The sequence below is a fragment of the Vibrio sp. T13N genome, assembly GCF_032970445.1.
Classification (GTDB): Bacteria; Pseudomonadota; Gammaproteobacteria; order Enterobacterales; family Vibrionaceae; genus Vibrio; species Vibrio diabolicus.
The window spans coordinates 153,349-171,329 of record NZ_JAWJYE010000008.1 but is presented as its reverse complement, the minus strand read 5'-3'; the positions used below and the strand labels follow the sequence as shown (position 1 = coordinate 171,329).

At 45.6% G+C, this 17,981-nt stretch carries 15 protein-coding genes; 10 read left to right on the top strand and 5 right to left on the bottom strand.

Annotated elements, in window-relative coordinates:
* Nucleotides 1-4 precede the first annotated feature (4 nt).
* The 7 genes from mrdA to lipA all read left to right on the top strand — a co-directional run bounded on the left by mrdA (nucleotide 5) and on the right by lipA (nucleotide 7,336).
* Nucleotides 5-1,921, top strand: coding sequence for a penicillin-binding protein 2 (mrdA, locus tag R2S67_RS14995; RefSeq protein WP_012842067.1), 1,917 nt, complete (start codon nucleotides 5-7; stop codon nucleotides 1,919-1,921).
* Entirely contained in the window at nucleotides 1,921-3,042 is a 1,122-nt protein-coding gene (gene rodA / locus R2S67_RS14990; RefSeq protein ID WP_005391317.1) for a rod shape-determining protein RodA, read from the top strand. The genes mrdA and rodA overlap by 1 nt, the downstream gene beginning before the upstream one ends.
* Nucleotides 3,043-3,044: 2 nt before the next feature.
* On the top strand, nucleotides 3,045-3,848 hold the full coding sequence (locus tag R2S67_RS14985) for a septal ring lytic transglycosylase RlpA family protein (RefSeq protein WP_046874297.1): 804 nt from the start codon (nucleotides 3,045-3,047) through the stop codon (nucleotides 3,846-3,848).
* Between the two features lie 90 nt (nucleotides 3,849-3,938).
* Complete coding sequence (locus R2S67_RS14980; RefSeq protein ID WP_012842069.1) at nucleotides 3,939-5,117, top strand: serine hydrolase; 1,179 nt, start codon at nucleotides 3,939-3,941, stop codon at nucleotides 5,115-5,117.
* Between the two features lie 139 nt (nucleotides 5,118-5,256).
* Entirely contained in the window at nucleotides 5,257-5,535 is a 279-nt protein-coding gene (ybeD, locus tag R2S67_RS14975) for a DUF493 family protein YbeD (RefSeq protein ID WP_005384135.1), read from the top strand.
* A gap of 176 nt (nucleotides 5,536-5,711) precedes the next feature.
* Complete coding sequence (lipB, locus tag R2S67_RS14970; protein ID WP_005391320.1) at nucleotides 5,712-6,374, top strand: lipoyl(octanoyl) transferase LipB; 663 nt, start codon at nucleotides 5,712-5,714, stop codon at nucleotides 6,372-6,374.
* Nucleotides 6,371-7,336 (top strand): lipoyl synthase, encoded by a 966-nt coding sequence (gene lipA, locus R2S67_RS14965; protein WP_005391329.1) that lies wholly within the window; start codon nucleotides 6,371-6,373, stop codon nucleotides 7,334-7,336. Before lipB ends, lipA begins: the two co-directional genes overlap by 4 nt.
* Nucleotides 7,337-7,783: 447 nt before the next feature.
* On the opposite strand, the gene glyA is transcribed toward lipA, so the two are convergent.
* Nucleotides 7,784-9,034: a serine hydroxymethyltransferase gene (gene glyA, locus R2S67_RS14960; RefSeq protein ID WP_317345412.1), complete on the bottom strand. Its 1,251-nt coding sequence runs from the start codon at nucleotides 9,032-9,034 to the stop codon at nucleotides 7,784-7,786.
* A gap of 347 nt (nucleotides 9,035-9,381) precedes the next feature.
* On the opposite strand from glyA, the gene R2S67_RS14955 reads away from it, so the two are divergent.
* From R2S67_RS14955 to R2S67_RS14945, 3 genes are all read left to right on the top strand, one after another.
* Nucleotides 9,382-9,984 carry a YitT family protein gene (locus R2S67_RS14955; protein WP_029803292.1) on the top strand — a complete coding sequence of 201 codons (603 nt, stop codon included), beginning with the start codon at nucleotides 9,382-9,384 and terminating at the stop codon, nucleotides 9,982-9,984.
* A 90-nt stretch (nucleotides 9,985-10,074) separates the two neighbouring features.
* Nucleotides 10,075-11,595, top strand: coding sequence for a transcriptional regulator (locus R2S67_RS14950; RefSeq protein WP_256965266.1), 1,521 nt, complete (start codon nucleotides 10,075-10,077; stop codon nucleotides 11,593-11,595).
* A gap of 131 nt (nucleotides 11,596-11,726) precedes the next feature.
* A complete protein-coding gene (locus R2S67_RS14945; RefSeq protein ID WP_317345406.1) occupies nucleotides 11,727-12,626 on the top strand; it encodes a hypothetical protein in 900 nt (299 codons plus the stop codon).
* 102 nt (nucleotides 12,627-12,728) lie between these two features.
* On the opposite strand, the gene treC is transcribed toward R2S67_RS14945, so the two are convergent.
* The 4 genes from treC to gmhB all read right to left on the bottom strand — a co-directional run bounded on the left by treC (nucleotide 12,729) and on the right by gmhB (nucleotide 17,706).
* Nucleotides 12,729-14,414 carry an alpha,alpha-phosphotrehalase gene (treC, locus tag R2S67_RS14940; protein ID WP_317345404.1) on the bottom strand — a complete coding sequence of 562 codons (1,686 nt, stop codon included), beginning with the start codon at nucleotides 14,412-14,414 and terminating at the stop codon, nucleotides 12,729-12,731.
* 87 nt (nucleotides 14,415-14,501) lie between these two features.
* Nucleotides 14,502-15,926, bottom strand: coding sequence for a PTS trehalose transporter subunit IIBC (gene treB / locus R2S67_RS14935; protein WP_114323811.1), 1,425 nt, complete (start codon nucleotides 15,924-15,926; stop codon nucleotides 14,502-14,504).
* Between the two features lie 177 nt (nucleotides 15,927-16,103).
* Entirely contained in the window at nucleotides 16,104-17,051 is a 948-nt protein-coding gene (treR, locus tag R2S67_RS14930) for a trehalose operon repressor TreR (RefSeq protein ID WP_237312587.1), read from the bottom strand.
* A gap of 103 nt (nucleotides 17,052-17,154) precedes the next feature.
* On the bottom strand, nucleotides 17,155-17,706 hold the full coding sequence (gene gmhB, locus R2S67_RS14925; protein ID WP_048626100.1) for a D-glycero-beta-D-manno-heptose 1,7-bisphosphate 7-phosphatase: 552 nt from the start codon (nucleotides 17,704-17,706) through the stop codon (nucleotides 17,155-17,157).
* Between the last annotated feature and the right edge of the window lie 275 nt (nucleotides 17,707-17,981).

The following is a 17,981-nucleotide window of genomic DNA, read 5'->3' as shown; positions in this document are numbered from 1 at the left end:
GTTAATGATTCGTAAGCGCCGCAGTCAAATCCGAGATTATCAAGCCGAAGCGCGTCTGTTTGCCAGCCGCGCTATTGTCGCTTTTATCGGCATTGTTCTCTTGATGGGAGCTCTGGTCGCCAATATGTACAACATTCAGGTGAACCAGTTTCAAGATTATCAAACCCGCTCGAACGATAACCGTATCAAAGTGGTTCCTATCGCGCCTAACCGAGGTCTGATTTATGACCGAAATGGTGTTTTACTGGCAGAGAACCGTCCCGTCTTTAACTTAGAACTGACTCCAGAAAAAATTAAAGACATTGATGCAACCATCCAAGAACTACAAACCATTCTGGAAATTACCCCAGATCAGATTGAACGTTTCCACCAAGAGCGTAAACGGACTCGTCGATTTAAGTCGGTCCCACTGCTTACCCAACTGAACGAAAAACAAGTAGCGGTATTCTCCGTCAATCAGTACCGCTTTCCTGGTGTAGAAATAAGTGCGACCTTAAAGCGCTATTACCCTTTCAGCGAAGTCTTAACCCACGTGATTGGTTACGTTTCTCGAATCAATGATCGCGACATGCAGCGCCTGATCCGTGAAGAAAAAGACGCAAACTATCAAGCCACTCGCGACATTGGTAAGCTGGGTATCGAAAAATACTACGAAGACCTCTTACACGGTACGGCCGGATATCAAGAAGTCGAGGTAAACAGCCGCGGCCGAGTAATTCGTACGTTAAAGTACGTTCCACCTGTACCCGGAAAAGACATCGTTTTAAACCTTGATATCAACTTGCAGCTGTACGTACACCAATTATTGGATGGCCGCCGAGGCAGTGCTGTAGTGATCGATCCTAGAGACAACGGCGTACTGGCTATGGTTTCAAGCCCTAGCTACGACCCTAACTCGTTCGTGCACGGAATCTCGGGTAAAGACTACCGCGCCCTTTTGAACGATAAAAACCGTCCTTTGGTCAACCGTACTACACTTGGCATTTATCCACCCGCGTCTACCATCAAACCATTTATGGCGGTAGCCGCGCTACAAGAAGGTGTCGTCACACCGAACACTACGCGAAATGATCCAGGTTATTGGCGCATACCAAATTCCAACACACGCCCATTCCGTGACTGGTTGCGTTGGGGACACGGACGCGTCGATATCATTAAGTCGATCGAAGAGTCTGTTGATACCTTCTACTATCAAATCGCTTATGACATGGGCATTGACCGTATTTCAAATTGGATGATGATGTTCGGTTTTGGTGATTACACTGGCATCGATATCTACGAAGAAAGTAAGGCGAATATGCCGACTCGTGACTGGAAAATGTCTCGCCATAAAACCCCGTGGTACAAAGGCGATACGATCCCTGTGGGTATCGGCCAAGGTTATTGGACAGCAACACCAATGCAAATCGCCAAAGCGACCTCCGTATTAGTAAATGAGGGAGAAGTTATCGCACCTCACTTGCTCAAAGCGACGATAGAGAACGGCAACGACTTCGAAGAACAACAAACAACAGAATACGTGACTTACCCGCCAATCAAGAATGTACCGAAAAAGTACTGGGATATGGCGAAAGAAGGCATGCGTCGGGTAAACCATGGCACGCGCGGAACAGCTCGCCGCTCATTCTACAAAATGAGTTATCAAACAGCGGGTAAATCAGGTACTGCACAGGTCTTCGGTCTGGGTGAAAACGAAGAGTACAACGCCGATGAGATCGCCGAGCACTTACGTGACCATGCGTTATTTACTGGCTTTGCACCATTTGATGATCCTAAAGTGGTCGTCACTGTAGTGCTAGAAAACGCCGGCGGTGGTTCTAGCAACGGAGCCCCAGTAGTGAGAAAGATCTTTGATAGAGTCGTACTTGGCCCAGAAGAAATTGAGCCTGATAACAATGCGAAGAAAGAGGTAAAACAGTAATGAAGATGGATCCCTCTACAGGTAAAAATCGCGCCCTGTTTGAACGCTTCCATATCGACTTACCACTCCTACTTGGCATACTGGCCCTGATGGGGTTTGGCCTGGTGATCATGTACAGCGCTAGTGGCCAAAGTTTACTAATGATGGATCGCCAAGCTATGCGAATGGTGCTTTCACTCGTTGTGATGATCGTTCTTGCGCAGCTTTCTCCACGAACCTACGAGAGCTTGGCACCTTTGATGTTCGTCGGCGGCGTCATACTGCTCTTTGGCGTGCTGTTTTTCGGTGAAGCATCTAAAGGCGCACAGCGTTGGCTTAACCTCGGTTTTGTGCGCTTTCAACCTTCCGAGTTATTGAAGCTCGCGGTGCCATTAATGGTGGCACGCTATGTAGGTCGACAACCCCTTCCGCCAACGCTAAAAACACTCATCGTTGCACTGATTATGGTCTGCTTGCCAACCATCCTCATTGCAAAACAGCCTGACTTAGGGACCTCTATCCTAATCGCAGCTTCCGGTATTTTTGTTATCTTCCTCGCGGGCATTAGTTGGAAAATCATCGCTGGTGCTGCGATTGCACTGGGTGGTTTCATTCCGATTTTGTGGTTCTTCTTGATGCGCGAATACCAAAAAGTTCGCGTACGTACTCTGTTTAACCCAGAGTCTGACCCGCTTGGTGCGGGCTACCACATTATTCAGAGTAAAATCGCGATTGGCTCTGGTGGTATTTCAGGCAAAGGTTGGTTGCAAGGCACTCAATCACAACTGGAATTTCTTCCTGAACGACACACTGACTTTATCTTTGCAGTAATTGCTGAAGAATGGGGTATGATTGGCTTCCTTTGCCTTTTAGCCATCTATCTATTTATTATTGGACGAGGTTTATACCTCGCCAGCCAAGCGCAAACTGCATTTGGACGAATGATGGCAGGCAGTATTGTACTCAGCTTCTTCGTGTATATTTTTGTAAATATTGGCATGGTAAGTGGCATCCTACCTGTAGTAGGTGTACCGTTGCCACTCATTAGTTATGGCGGCACATCAATGGTAACCTTGATGGCTGGCTTTGGTATTCTGATGTCAATTCATACGCACCGAAAAGCATTCTCTAAGGCGACCTAGACATGCAAAAACGCGCTTTATATTCCTTGGTTTTCTCTGCTCTTATTTTGGCAGGCTGTTCATCAACTAGCCAAAAAGAACAAGAAGGCCGTTACGAACTCGAATCCGATGTTGCACCTGATACACCGCTTTCAGTCGAACACATCGAGGATGCGCACCCTAAATATGAACCGTACAGCCTAGGTGGGAACAAAGATTACCACTTGCGCGGAAAAGACTACAAGATAGTTCGCGATGCCAAAGGCTTTAAAGAAAAAGGCCGCGCATCTTGGTATGGGAAGAAGTTCCAAGGTCATTTGACTTCTAATGGCGAAATCTATGACATGTACTCAATGACGGCTGCGCATAAAACGCTACCGTTACCAAGTTACGTAAAAGTTACCAATACTGACAACGGCAAAACCACCGTAGTACGAGTTAATGACCGAGGTCCTTTTCACGATGGCCGTATTATCGATTTAAGCTATGCCGCCGCACATAAGTTAGATGTCATAAAAACAGGCACCGCGAACGTGGAAATTGAAGTGATCAGTATCAATCAGCCCACGGACAAAAAGTCATTAGAAGCGCACCCTAAGTACGTTATTCAGGTGGCATCATCAAAAAATGAAGAGCGCGCGCGAACTTTAGGCACCGAGCTTGGTCAAAAATTGGATACAGAAACTTTCCTAGAAAATGCGAAAGAGTCTTATCGCTTGTTGTTAGGGCCATTTACTGACTATTCCCTGACGCAAGCCACTCTAGATAAAGTAAAGTTGCTCGGCTATTCGTCTGCATTTATTAAAAAACACAACACTGCCAAATGACCTAGTGTCATGAATTTCTCCTCGATCCCCTCTTACATAGCTGGGGATTCTGATAAGATGTCCGCAGTTAACCCAAAAATTTGAATTACCATGAATAAAAATAAGTTTGTGAAATCTATTCTCGTTTCTTCGGTTGCCCTTTCTGCAACTTTCGCTCAATCTGCTCTTGCATCACCTATCGTTGTTCCAGATGCCCCTCAAATCGCTGCGAAGGGCTACGTTCTGATGGATTACCATTCAGGTAAAGTACTGGCAGAGAAAGAGATGAACACAAAGTTGTCTCCAGCCAGTCTGACTAAGATGATGACCAGCTACGTAATCGGCCAAGAACTAGCGCGTGGTAATATCTCAGAAGATGATGATGTCACCATCAGTAAAAATGCATGGGCGAAAAACTTCCCTGAATCATCAAAAATGTTCATTGAAGTGGGCACAACTGTAAAAGTACGTGACCTAAACCGCGGTATCATCGTCCAGTCTGGTAACGATGCCTGTGTAGCAATGGCTGAACACATTGCAGGCTCAGAAGATGCGTTTGTTGACCTAATGAACGCTTGGGCCAACACACTAGGTATGACGAACTCGCACTTTGCCAACGTTCATGGTCTAGATAACGCCGAGCTGTACTCGACACCATACGACATGGCATTGCTAGGTAAAGCCCTGATCCGTGACGTACCAAATGAGTACCGCGTGTACTCAGAGAAGAAATTTACTTACAACGGCATCACCCAATACAACCGTAACGGTCTACTTTGGGATAAGAGCATGAACGTTGATGGCATCAAAACGGGTCACACAAGCAATGCGGGTTACAGCCTAGTAAGTTCAGCAACTGAAGGCCAAATGCGTTTGGTTGCGGTCGTTATGGGCACGAAAGATGCCAATGCTCGTAAGTCAGAAAGCAAAAAGCTACTAAGCTACGGCTTCCGTTTCTTCGAAACAGTAGCACCGCACAAAGCAGGTGAAACGTTCGTTGAAGAAAAAGTGTGGATGGGCAACAAAGACACTGTAGCGTTGGGCCTTGACCAAGACACTTACGTAACACTACCACGTGGTGAAGCGAAAAACCTAAAAGCCAGCTTCGTCCTTGAAAAAGAGCTAGAAGCCCCAATTAATAAAGGTGATGTAGTTGGTAAGCTATACTATCAGATCGATGGTGAAGATATTGCCGAATACCCACTAATGGCACTAGAAACCGTAGAGCAAGGTAGTCTATTTAGCCGCATGTGGGATTACATCGTATTGTTATTCAAGAGCTTCTTCTAAGAAGAACGTTAGAGTAGCAAACTTATTCGCAAAGCCGCCTGAAAGGGCGGCTTTTTAAGTTTGAGATCCTCGTCTTGAGTTCCCCCTAATTTGACTGTACTATTTCGCACCGCAACGAATATCTACTGGAGTTATCGATATGCTAACCATCAACTCTGATGCAAAATTAAAAGACCTGCTTGAGTTCCCTTGTTCATTTACTTACAAGGTAATGGGTCATGCAAAGCCTGAACTTCCAGAGCTTGTTCTTGAAGTTATTCAGCGCCATGCTCCAGGTGACTACAGCCCGACCGTTAAACCAAGTGCTAAGGGCAACTACCACTCTGTATCAATCAACATCACTGCAACGTCTATCGAGCAAGTTGAGACGCTATACAAAGAGTTAGGTGAAATTGACATCGTGCGCATGGTTCTATAATTTTTTGATAGATTAAATTTTTTTTGAAAGCAGCTTCGGCTGCTTTCTTTTTATTTATCAACCAGATAACAAAACTTTACATCGCTTTCAGTTAAAAATCTGTTACTCAGCGGTAGAGCATCAGGGTTATCCGGTTTATAATCCAAAAACTTTATATATTAGCAACAGGAATTCCCATGCAACACCAACTTGTTGTAAAACGACTTGGCCGCCAAGACTATGAGCCTGTATGGAAGGCGATGCATGAGTTCACCGACCAGCGCACAGAAGAAACCCCTGATGAAGTCTGGTTGGTAGAACATAACCCAGTATTTACGCAAGGTCAGGCAGGTAAAGCTGAGCACCTTATTAACACTGGTGACATTCCTGTTGTACAAAGTGATCGCGGAGGCCAGGTTACGTATCATGGCCCTGGTCAGTTGGTCGCCTATTTCTTGATCAACTTACGCCGCAAAAAATTAGGTGTACGAGATCTCGTTACCACTATCGAGAACCTCGTGATCAACACGCTAAAAGCATACAATATCGATTCGGCCGCGCGACCTGACGCACCAGGCGTTTACGTTGACGGTAAAAAAATATGCTCTCTCGGTTTACGCATTCGTAAAGGATGCTCGTTTCATGGCTTAGCCTTGAACGTAAATATGGATTTAACACCGTTTCTGCGTATTAACCCTTGTGGTTATGAAGGTATGGAAATGGTTCAGGTCAGCCAATTTGGCGGCCCAGACAATGTAGAAGCCGTAGAAAAACAATTAATAGAAGAACTCGTTACTTTGCTCGACTATGAGCAAGTAGAATTCAGCACAGAAGCACCTTCTCAAGGTAATAAAGCATGAGCAAACCAATCCAGATGGAAAAAGGCGTTAAATATCGTGACGCCGATAAAATGGCATTGATTCCCGTAAAGAACATGCCTACAGAGCAGAAAGAAGTGCTACGTAAGCCTGATTGGATGAAGATCAAGCTACCAGCCGACAGCCAACGAATTCAAGACATCAAGGCGGCGATGCGCAAGAATAAACTTCACTCCGTATGTGAAGAAGCATCTTGCCCTAACCTAGCGGAATGTTTTAACCACGGTACAGCTACCTTCATGATCTTAGGTGCTATTTGTACTCGTCGTTGTCCTTTCTGTGACGTTGCTCATGGCCGCCCATTACCACCGGAAGCAGAAGAGCCTCAAAAACTGGCGAAAACCATCGCCGATATGAAGCTGAAATACGTAGTAATCACTTCTGTTGACCGTGACGATCTGCGTGATGGTGGTGCACAGCACTTTGCCGACTGTAACCGCGAGATCCGTGCATTAAACCCGCATATTAAGATTGAAACTCTGGTTCCTGACTTCCGTGGTCGTATGGACGTAGCGCTTGATCTAATGAAAGATAACCCGCCAGATGTCTTCAACCACAACCTAGAAACAGCGCCACGTCTTTACCGTAAAGCTCGCCCAGGTGCAAACTACAAGTGGTCGCTGGAGCTTCTTAAGAAGTTCAAAGAGCAGCATCCAGATGTACCGACCAAATCTGGTTTGATGATGGGTCTTGGTGAAACCAAAGAAGAAATCATCGAAGTACTGAAAGATCTACGCGCACACGGCGTAACGATGCTGACTCTAGGTCAGTACTTAGCGCCAAGCCGTCACCACTTGCCAGTAGAGCGTTACGTTCCGCCATCAGAGTTTGACGAGCTAAAAGAAGTTGCACTAGAGCTTGGCTTCACGCACGCAGCGTGTGGTCCATTTGTTCGCTCTTCTTACCATGCCGATATGCAGGCTCAAGGCATCGAGATTAAATAAGCTCTCGCTTGTTTTGAAAAGAAAGGTTGGCTCAGTGCCAACCTTTTTTGTATCAGTCAAATAGTGATAAAAAGCCATTCTACCTCCGTCATTCTGAACAGCGAGGAACGAGCGTGATTCAGAATCAGTTTCCAACGTACTGATGATTTTTTGGGAAACGCTGAGTAAAAGAGTGTGCCTCAACAAGATTCCTGATCTCGCCTAGGCTCGTCGGAATGACGCGGTTTGGATATATTGAAAGGGACAAGTGTTGGTAGCCATCTCCTTATCACACACTCTTCGCTATATCTCATTCCAAACGCCAGACAAACAAAAAGGCCCTCAATTGAGGACCTTTAGTATATCAATGTTCAAAATAGATGAGTCTAGTTCTAGGAGAAGACACGGAGTTTGCGCGAGCAAGTGAGTATGTTCGACACCGAAATTGACTCATTCTATGAAGAATAGTTAGGCGTAAACCGGTAGACGCTTACAAATTTCGAGCACTTTCTGTTTAGTCGCTTCGATAACTTCTTCGTTGCCGATGTTATCTAGAACGTCACACATCCAGTTTGCTAGCTCTTTTGCGTCTTCTTCAGTGAAGGCACGACGAGTGATCGCTGGCGTACCTACACGAATACCAGACGTTACGAATGGGCTGCGTGGGTCATTTGGTACTGAGTTTTTATTCACTGTGATGTTTGCTGCACCTAGTGCCGCGTCTGCGTCTTTACCAGTGATGTCTTTGTCGATCAGGTCCACAAGGAACAAGTGGTTTTCTGTGCCGTTAGATACGATTTTGTAGCCACGCTCTTGGAATTGACCAACCATTGCTTTTGCGTTTTTCACTACGCGAGCTTGGTAAGCTTTGAACTCTGGCTCCATCGCTTCTTTGAACGCTACTGCTTTACCAGCGATAACGTGCATTAGAGGGCCACCTTGACCACCAGGGAACACTGCTGAGTTCAATTTCTTGTACATATCTTCGCCAGCATTTGACAAGATAAGACCACCGCGAGGACCTGCTAGTGTTTTGTGCGTCGTTGTTGTTACCACGTGAGCGTGTGGAACAGGTGTTGGGTATTCTCCTGCTGCGATAAGACCCGCTACGTGCGCCATATCAACGAAAAGGTAAGCATCTACTTTGTCAGCGATTTCACGCATGCGCTTCCAATCAACGATTTGCGAGTAAGCAGAGAAACCACCGATGATCATCTTAGGCTTGTGCTCAAGCGCTAGCTGTTCCATCTCGTCGTAGTTAATTTGACCCGCTTCATCGATACCGTAAGGGATAACGTTGTAGTGCTTACCAGAGAAGTTAACTGGAGAACCGTGAGTCAGGTGACCACCGTGCGCTAGGCTCATGCCTAGAACTGTATCGCCTGGGTTAAGAAGCGCCATGTAAACTGCGCTGTTTGCTTGAGAACCTGAGTGAGGCTGTACGTTCGCGTATTCACAACCGAACAGTTTGCATGCACGGTCGATAGCAAGTTGTTCCGCTTTATCTACGTACTCACAACCGCCGTAGTAACGCTTGCCTGGGTAGCCTTCAGCGTATTTGTTCGTTAGCTGAGAACCTTGCGCTTCCATTACACGTGGGCTTGTGTAGTTTTCAGAAGCGATAAGTTCAATGTGTTCTTCCTGGCGAAGAGTTTCTTCCTGGATAGCTGCGAACAGTTCCGCATCGTAATCTGCGATGTTCATATCACGCTTAAGCATCTGTATCTCCTGACTCAGATTAGTACTGAAAGTTGCAAAAAAACTGTTGAATGACCCTACGCAAACGTTTTCGTCACCCTAATGGCGCGCATTCTACATAATTTGATCTGGGTCATAAAGAGAAATTTACAATTTTTCTCATGCAGTTTTTTCATGATGGCAAGCAATCTGTATCACGCCCGCATTGCAATTGCATAACGACGATCTATTGCCTGTCAATTTTGTGCTTTACACCCTGTAAAACAGCAATTACATAGGTTTACCGTAAATTTTACCCTCTAGCTACCGAAAAGATCATCTTTTTACTACTATGCACGCCTTATTTATCACTAATGACTGCAACATTGATGGAAAAACACTCATTAAAAGAAGACTGGATAGCGATTTTCACGGGTACCTTTTTGGTAGCTCAAGGCGTTTTCTTTCTCCAATCCGCAAACCTCCTAACAGGGGGGACGACAGGATTGGCTCTGCTTATTAGCCAATTTACACCTTTTACGTTTGGTGTGCTGTACTTTTTAGCAAACAGTCCCTTTTACTTGCTAGCATGGAAACGCTTCGGCCGTCATTTCGCCATTAATAGTGCCATTTCTGGCGCTTTGGTTTCTATCTTTGCCGATCATCTTTATTTGCTAATCTCGCTCGAATCGGTAAATGAAGTTTATTGTGCCGTCGCAGGTGGGCTTTTAATGGGACTCGGTATGCTGATCTTGTTCCGACATCGCTCCAGCTTAGGTGGCTTTAACGTGCTGTGTTTATTTATTCAGGACAAATTTGGCATTTCAGTTGGCAAAAGCCAAATGGCAATCGATGCGTGCATCCTGTTTGCGTCATTCTTCTTTGTCACTCCAGAAGTAATTGGTCTTTCGATTTTGGGCGCGTTTGCACTGAATGTCGTGTTAGCGATGAACCACAAGCCTCATCGCTACTCCGTGACCTACGGCTCATAAACTTTTGATGATAATTGGAGCGCAATTTATAAGATTTCGCGCTCCAATCGCTATATAATATTTCGCCATTTCCAAATAACGCGGTGCGGTATGCGCGATTTTTTGCAACAAGCCAAACAAACTCACAGTTGTATTACGATTGGCGAGTTGGTCTATAATCCGAAGACACAAACTCTTCATCAAGACACTGTCGCGATTGATCTCGAACCTCGTACCATTGAGTTATTAGAGCTGCTGCTAACCAGCGTGGGACATCCGCTTTCTGCCGATACCATTATCGAAACTATTTGGCAGAGCAAATTCATCTCTAAGAATGTACTCACTAACCGCATTAGCACCTTACGTGCGCTGCTACAACAGCATCTCCCCGAGTACGATGCGACTAAGCTCTTGGTCACTTATCCTCGCAAAGGTTACTTTCTAAACCCAGCGAATATCCGTTTAGTGCCACCAGCGAAAAACCATCGACGCGTTATCACAGCTCAAGTTACGAACCGTAAGAACATCAAGCTGATTTTTGCTTATAGCTTATGTGCCGTACTTACGGTTTGTAGCGTGACGCTCGCAAGCTTGTTATGGCAACGCCAAGAGATTTCAACGCAACAAACACGTCATCAGTTACTTATCCCCAAAGTCGAACTGCTGCTCAACCGTGTCGATGCGATTGGCTCCCAAGCAAGAAAGTATCGCATACTGGTCAAAGCCATCTTGCTGCAACAACAGGTCGAATATCCATACACCGACATCGCCAACCAAGACGCTCCCAGTTACTTTCTTGATCCTATCGGTCATACGCCGTATTTCCCTGGCGCGCGAAACATGCAGACCAGTGATTACGAACTCAACATAGAGTTAAAAGACGGCGCAGAGCAAGGCACCTTGAAAGCTCAGATGAACCTTATTTATCCTGCGACAGGGAAACTGGCGTTTCGCAACGAATACACACTGCACTTATCCGACCTACAATCGGATATCTTCCAAATTCACTCAGATGTCGCGCAATACTTCAACTTGCCTGCACCTTCGGCAAGCACATGGCAGCTGTCAGACGTTCACCAAAAAATGCTGTTTGAGAATGTCTTTTCTAACCAACCTCTCCAACAAGCTGATGAGTTTGCAGCGATCACAACCGCAAGGCATCTCGCTTTGTACGAGCAAGAACCTCAAAAGCTGGAAGCGTATTTGACGCAAGTGCAGTCGTCGTTCGATGTTTTGCCAGATGAGCTAAGCCTCTGGTTGGGCGTATTGCATTTCAAACTAGGTAACCTAGACCGAGCAAAAGTTCTGCTGACCACTCCAGATGGCGACTCACGTATTCAAAACGCGCTGATTTATACGTTTGTGTCTCACATCGCTTATAAACAAAACAAACTCGAACAGTTCCGTCTCAACTACATGGAATCACTGGTGGCACTGCTGCGCGTTTTACCTTCCGAGACATTGTTTGAACGTCTTTCTCAATCTGAATCGAAAGAAACTTGCCTTCAACCATGGAAAACGTTGCATGTCAGTTTGACCGATCAAGAAATTATCAGCCGATGGAAAGCGCTCATCAACGAGTATTGCACCAACGTAGCTAACGAAATAAGCCCAAATAAAACAAAGACCTAAATATAAAGTTAAGCTTTCGTTAAGCCCTATTAGCTTTTGTTTTTTGCCCTTTTTAGCTCACTAAACTTAGCATGCTCGCATTCAAGCAACGGCCCAACATGAAACGGCCTAATCAATCAGGAATGTAAACCATGCTAAACAAAATGACGCTTATCGCAGCAGCAACTCTGGCTCTTTACGGCTGTGGCGGCGGTTCATCTTCTGGCAGTGCTAATCCAAACAAAGTGCCTCAAGAAAGTTTCGACATCGCGATTCAAAACTCAATCTTCGCTCCCACGCCAAGCACACAACTAAACTACGCGTTTAGCCTGGATGGCCAACCTGAAGGCGAGATGAAACTGAGTTTCCAAGCGATGGATAACGAGCAATTGTTGGCAGCATTGGCACAAATCCCAAACAGCGAAGCAATGGTCCAGTTGGTTAATGACTTGGTGAACTACGGCGCCAAACAGTTCTACTATTCTGACGAACAGTACAACGACGATGAAGAGGGCAATACGCTTTATTTTGCAGGCTCTGATGGCGCACTTCATGAAGTCACCGACGCTTATTCCATTAACCAGCAGTTTGTTGCCATGCTGATGCACAGCAGCCCTATTTTCCGTCTCAACGGTGACGACGTAAAAGAGAAAAGCCCGAACATTGATATCGGTGAAGAGACCATATCTCTGCAAACCACTCTAACAGGCTACGCAGTTCACAACCTACTAGACAGTTTTGAAGATCATGAGTGGGTGCAAAACCTGCCAATGACAGCATCTTGCCAAGTGGTTTGGCAGCAGCAAATCCGAGAGACTGGCGTACGTAAAACGTTCTCGATTTCGGGCAAGACAATTGAAGCGGCGTACCTGACGGAAGAGAATACTTACAACCTAAACTGCGATGATATGGACTCAATGGAGTTCGCCACTTCAGCAGAACGTTGGTTTAACCCGAGCTTAGGTCTGATTGAGCAAATCGAACTACTAAAAGTACAACAAGTACAAATCAACGAAGAGAAAGTGCAGCTAACAGCGATTGAAACAAAATAAGCTCGCATCTTTTAGAAATACGGCATCTCAATAAAAGAAGGCTTTGGGGAGCACACCAAAGCCTTCATCTCGAACATCAATCTTAGGGGGTGACACCCGAGTTTATTCTTCTATCAATAAAATACGAGTTTCGTAAGGTCGTAATACTTGATGGTTTGACGCGACTGCACTCGCTGAGTTTTGATAGTTGGATAGCAAGTTTTTCGCTTTATTCATATCAAAACGCTCTGGCAGAACGCATTCCACCTCTTCAGCGTAGTAGTTGTTGATACACAGCAGCGTTTGTTTGTCGTTCTGGCGAGCGTAAGCAAAAATGCGTTTATGCTCTGGCAATAAATCTTCATAACGGCCATCGGTGATCACCGAAACCTGTTTACGTAGCTCAATCAAACGTTTGTAGAAGTAGAACACCGAGTTCAAATCAGCAACCGCTGCTTCTGCGTTGATTTCAGAGTAATTCTGCGCCACTTCAAGCCACGGTGTGCCTTCGGTAAAACCAGCGTGCTTTTGGCTATTCCATTGCATTGGCGTACGTGAGTTATCACGCGACTTCTGCGCCAAAATCGCCATCATCTCCTCGTGTGATACGCCATCGCGGTTGACCATGATGTCGTACATGTTTGTACTTTCTACGTCGCGGTACTGGCTGATCTCCGTGTAACCTGGGTTGGTCATGCCAATCTCTTCCCCTTGGTAAACATAAGGTGTGCCTTGCATCATGTGTACAGACGCCGCCAGCATCTTGGCAGATTCAACGCGGTATTGTTTATCATCGCCTAAGCGGCTTACCACACGAGGTTGATCGTGGTTACACCAGAACAGCGCGCCCCACCCTTTGCCATTTAAGCCCGTTTGCCAATGGTTGAAGATCTGCTTTAACTGAATGAAATCAAATGGCGCTTTGGTCCATTTTTCACCATTCGGATAATCGACTTTCAGATGATGAAAGTTGAACACCATGGATAGCTCTTTGCCGTCTAGCGAAGAATATTGCTGGCAGTGATCTAGCGTGGTCGAAGACATTTCTCCCACCGTCACGCTGCCGTACTTTTGAAACACGGCTTCGCTGATTTCTTGCAGATATTCGTGCACGCGAGGACCATCAGTATAGAAACGACGGCCATCGCCAATATCATCGCTTGGGAAATCTTGTTGTTTAGAAATCAGGTTGATGACATCAAGACGGAAACCATCCACGCCTTTGTCTGCCCAGAAGCTGATGACTTCTTTGACTTCTTCACGCACCACTGGGTTTTCCCAGTTTAAGTCCGCCTGCTCTTTAGCAAAAAGGTGCAAGTAGTACTGCCCTGTCGCTTCATCCAATTCCCAAGCATTGCCTCCAAACTTCGATTGCCAGTTGTTGGGCTCTGCGCCATCAACCGGATCTTTCCAGATGTAGTAATCACGGTAAGGACTGTTTTTATCACCTAACGCCGATTGGAACCACTTGTGTTCTGTCGAAGTATGGTTGACCACGATGTCCATGATGATTCGAATGCCCAACTGATGAGCCTCTGCCAACAGGGTATCGAAATCTTCCATAGTGCCGAACTCGGGGTTGATCGAGTAGTAATCGGAGATGTCATAACCGTTGTCGATCATTGGCGATTGGTAAACCGGCGTCAGCCAAATCGCATCCACACCGAGGTGTTTTAGATAATCCAGTTTAGAAATGATCCCTTTAATGTCGCCCGTGCCTTTACTGCCGCTGTCACAAAAGCTTTTTGGGTAAATTTGATAGATGGTTGCGGTTTTCCACCAGCTCTCATCATGCTTGGTCATAGCCATTTCTAACACTCACTTACCAGTAATCGGAAACTTAAAATTTGAAAAGAAAAATAGGAGGAGGCAGCCAAGTCACTGCCTCAAATTGAATTACGCGTTTGCCGCCTCAAGCTCACCTTTCGCTTGTGCACGCTTATAAAGAAGTAACGTTAATGCAGCGGGTACCACCATCGCGACCAACATCGCCAGAGCAAAGATGCCCCAGAACTGCGGCTGGATAGATAAGATGCCCGGCAAGCCGCCCACACCGATACCGTTCGCCATGACGCCCGCACTACCACAGATAGCAGCAGCACATGCACTACCGATCATCGCACTCAACATTGGGAACTTGTATTTCAAGTTGATGCCGTACATCGCCGGCTCTGTTACGCCAAGGTAGGCAGAAATCGCTGCTGGCACTGAGATTTCACGCTCATCCTGCTTTTTACTGATGATAATGATGCCAACCACTGCCGATGCTTGAGCAATGTTCGATAGTGCAATCAAAGGCCAAATCGGCGTGCCACCCAATTCTTGCATCAACTGCAAGTCAACGGCGTTGGTTGTGTGGTGGATACCTGTGATCACAAGTGGCGCGTATAAGAAGCCGAAGATGGTTGAACCAATCATCGCAAAGTCACCCGTCATGGCTGCTTTTGCTGCGAATGCTACGCCGTCACCCAACATACGACCGAATGGGCCAATGATAGAGTGCGCAAGAATCACAGACACAATGATAGAAACAAACGGTACTACTACTAGGTAAAGGTAAGACGGAATGATGCGTTTTAAGCGTGTTTCGATAAACGCCAGTGCGATACCTGCTAACATCGCGGGAATCACCTGCGCTTGGTAACCGACTTTCTCAATCGCAAACAACCCAAAGTCCCACACTTCAGGTACTTGCTTACCAATCAGGTAGGCGTTCATTAACTGCGGCGAAACCAAAGTTACACCAAGCGTGATACCCAGAATCGGTGTACCACCGAGCTTTTTCACGGTCGACCAACACACACCAACGGGTAGGAAGAAGAAAATTGCTTCACCAATTAACCATAGGAATGAATGAACAGTCGCCCAAAACTGACTGATTTCCGTTAGGGTTTGACCATCAAACATTTTGATGTCGCCAATCACATTACGGAAACCAAGAATCAAACCACCAGTAATGATCGCAGGCAACAGTGGTACAAAGATTTCTGCAAGGTGGGAAATACCACGCTCAATGATATTCATGTTTTGGCGAGCAGCATTCTTGGATTCGTCTTTGCTCGCTTCACTTTTACCGCTTAGCTCGATCAGTACTTTGTAAACCTCATCAACTTCAGTGCCGATGACGACTTGGAATTGACCTGCGTTGGTAAAGCAGCCCTTCACCATCGGTAATGCTTCTAACTGTTTTGTGTCAGCTTTGTCCGTATCGTTTAGAACAAAACGCAAGCGAGTTAAACAGTGGCTTACACTGGCAATATTGTCCGGCCCCCCGACCAGCTCAATAAGACGCTCCACGTCTTTACGCGCAATCTTACTCATAACTTTGTCCACCCTGTATTGGATACATTCGATTCATCATTTTATTTTTTATAAATGGGAACATTCCCATTTCTTGATTTTAATATTGCCACTCAAAGACAAAAAACAAAATGGGAACAGTCCCATTAATTGAGAATGATCACAGTATAATTTTAGAGCAAATCGCTGTAGTGTGGATTAGCGGCAAATAGGTTGTTGAGTGAAGTGAGCGACTTCTTCATCGCCATTTAATTGATTAATCAGCATCTTAGCGGACTTTTCACCCGCAAGGGTATAACCAGGATCGACACTAAATACTTTAGGGAAAAGGAAAGAAAGCAACTCGTTACCACCCACGCCTGTCACGACCACGTCTTCACGACCTAACTCTTGAAGACGCTTGATTACGCCCAATGCAATGGTATCGCTGGCACACACAATGGCTTGCGTGTCTGCATTGAGAACGTGGTCCACCAGCTGATAAGCACTTTCATGGCTAAGCTTACCGGTTTGGAAACAAGGCGTAAGTTGCTTGCGTTGACACCACGATTTATAAGCATTTAGACGAGCTAAGCCAGTGGTTTTGTCTTCAGGATCAACACCAATATAAGCAATGCGAGATAAAGATTGCTGCTCAAGGTGAGACAAAGCCATGTCTATCACGCCTTGGTTATCATAATTGATGGAAGAGACGTTATCGGTATCCATCGCAATCACCACAATGCGATTGCCCCACTCAGCTAAGGCTTGCTCATCGCATCCTGTAAACCCAAATACAATCACGCCATCCACATTGCGACGCTTAAGCACACTCAAGTGCTCATTGGTTTTGTCTCGGTCAAACTGACTCTCCATGATCACCGCATCATAACCAGCGGAATACAATGCATTGAGCATTGTACCAACAGCACGATTTTCGGATGGTGAGTCCAGACGGGAGATGATAACACCAATGACTTTTTGGCTACCGCCACGCATTGATTGCGCAGATTTGGACGGTACATAACCAGATTCACGAATGATTTGCTCTACTTTCTCTCGCGTTTGAGGTTTCACTTTTGGATCGTTGGTAAGCACACGGCTTACTGTTGATTTGCCAACGCCTGCCAATTTCGCGATATCAAGAATGGTGAGTTTTTTGCTCATAAGTGATCAAACTAGAATGGATGAATGCTTAGGTGACTGAACTTTAACAGTAATAAGAGAAAAGGGAAGCAAACGCTTCCCTTAAATATGCGAATTGTGCAGATTATTTCTTTAAATATGCAGGCACGTCAGCAACACTATCAAGCACAACCGTTGCTAATGCTTCACCTTGCTCAGTAACAGGCTTACCTGTGCGCACCAAAATCTTGGTGCCAACGCCCGCGGCTTCTGCTGCCATCATGTCTTCGGCTTTATCACCAATCATCACAGATTTTTCCATGTCGATTTTCAAGAAGTCGCGAGCAGAGATAAACATACCAGGTTTAGGCTTGCGGCAATCACAATCCTGCTTGTAATCGCCAATGCCATGTTCAGGGTGATGTGGACAGTAGTAGATACCATCAAACTCAACACCATGATCAACAAAGTTCCAGTCCATCCATTGAGTCAGAGACAAGAAACGGTCTTCACTGAATTTACCACGTGCGATGCCCGATTGATTCGTCACTAGCACTAAGAGGTAACCTTGATCTTTCAGCGCTTTCGTCGCTTCAAACACACCATCAATGTACTCAAAATCATGTTCGTCATGAACGTAGCCGTGGTCAACGTTTATCACGCCATCACGATCGATAAAAACAGCAGGTTTTGCCAAAACGTATTTCTCTATTAACTCGGTTTAATCAGATTATTACATACCTTATAAACTTCAACACTATCTAATTCATTCTAGGCCTCGACAAAACAGTTGATTTGTTAGGCAAGAATCGGTAATTCTGAGGGGGCTCTCCACTTATCTTCTCATCGTAACTTACTCCTCATTCTCTTCAAAACAGAACATCCATACATTTAGACGTCTAGACGTAAAAATATCTATTGACTTCATTCTGGTTAACCCATAGCATCAACTGAGAAGTGAGATAAAGCTCA

Excerpts from the sequence above, each read along its gene's own strand:
- mrdA (WP_012842067.1), top strand. The coding sequence starts at position 5 with ATGATTCGTAAGCGCCGCAGTCAAATCCGAGATTATCAAGCCGAAGCG.
- rodA (WP_005391317.1), top strand. The coding sequence starts at position 1,921 with ATGAAGATGGATCCCTCTACAGGTAAAAATCGCGCCCTGTTTGAACGC.
- R2S67_RS14985 (WP_046874297.1), top strand. The coding sequence starts at position 3,045 with ATGCAAAAACGCGCTTTATATTCCTTGGTTTTCTCTGCTCTTATTTTG.
- R2S67_RS14980 (WP_012842069.1), top strand. The coding sequence starts at position 3,939 with ATGAATAAAAATAAGTTTGTGAAATCTATTCTCGTTTCTTCGGTTGCC.
- ybeD (WP_005384135.1), top strand. The coding sequence starts at position 5,257 with ATGCTAACCATCAACTCTGATGCAAAATTAAAAGACCTGCTTGAGTTC.
- lipB (WP_005391320.1), top strand. The coding sequence starts at position 5,712 with ATGCAACACCAACTTGTTGTAAAACGACTTGGCCGCCAAGACTATGAG.
- lipA (WP_005391329.1), top strand. The coding sequence starts at position 6,371 with ATGAGCAAACCAATCCAGATGGAAAAAGGCGTTAAATATCGTGACGCC.
- glyA (WP_317345412.1), bottom strand. The coding sequence starts at position 9,034 with ATGCTTAAGCGTGATATGAACATCGCAGATTACGATGCGGAACTGTTC.
- R2S67_RS14955 (WP_029803292.1), top strand. The coding sequence starts at position 9,382 with ATGGAAAAACACTCATTAAAAGAAGACTGGATAGCGATTTTCACGGGT.
- R2S67_RS14950 (WP_256965266.1), top strand. The coding sequence starts at position 10,075 with ATGCGCGATTTTTTGCAACAAGCCAAACAAACTCACAGTTGTATTACG.
- R2S67_RS14945 (WP_317345406.1), top strand. The coding sequence starts at position 11,727 with ATGCTAAACAAAATGACGCTTATCGCAGCAGCAACTCTGGCTCTTTAC.
- treC (WP_317345404.1), bottom strand. The coding sequence starts at position 14,414 with ATGGCTATGACCAAGCATGATGAGAGCTGGTGGAAAACCGCAACCATC.
- treB (WP_114323811.1), bottom strand. The coding sequence starts at position 15,926 with ATGAGTAAGATTGCGCGTAAAGACGTGGAGCGTCTTATTGAGCTGGTC.
- treR (WP_237312587.1), bottom strand. The coding sequence starts at position 17,051 with ATGAGCAAAAAACTCACCATTCTTGATATCGCGAAATTGGCAGGCGTT.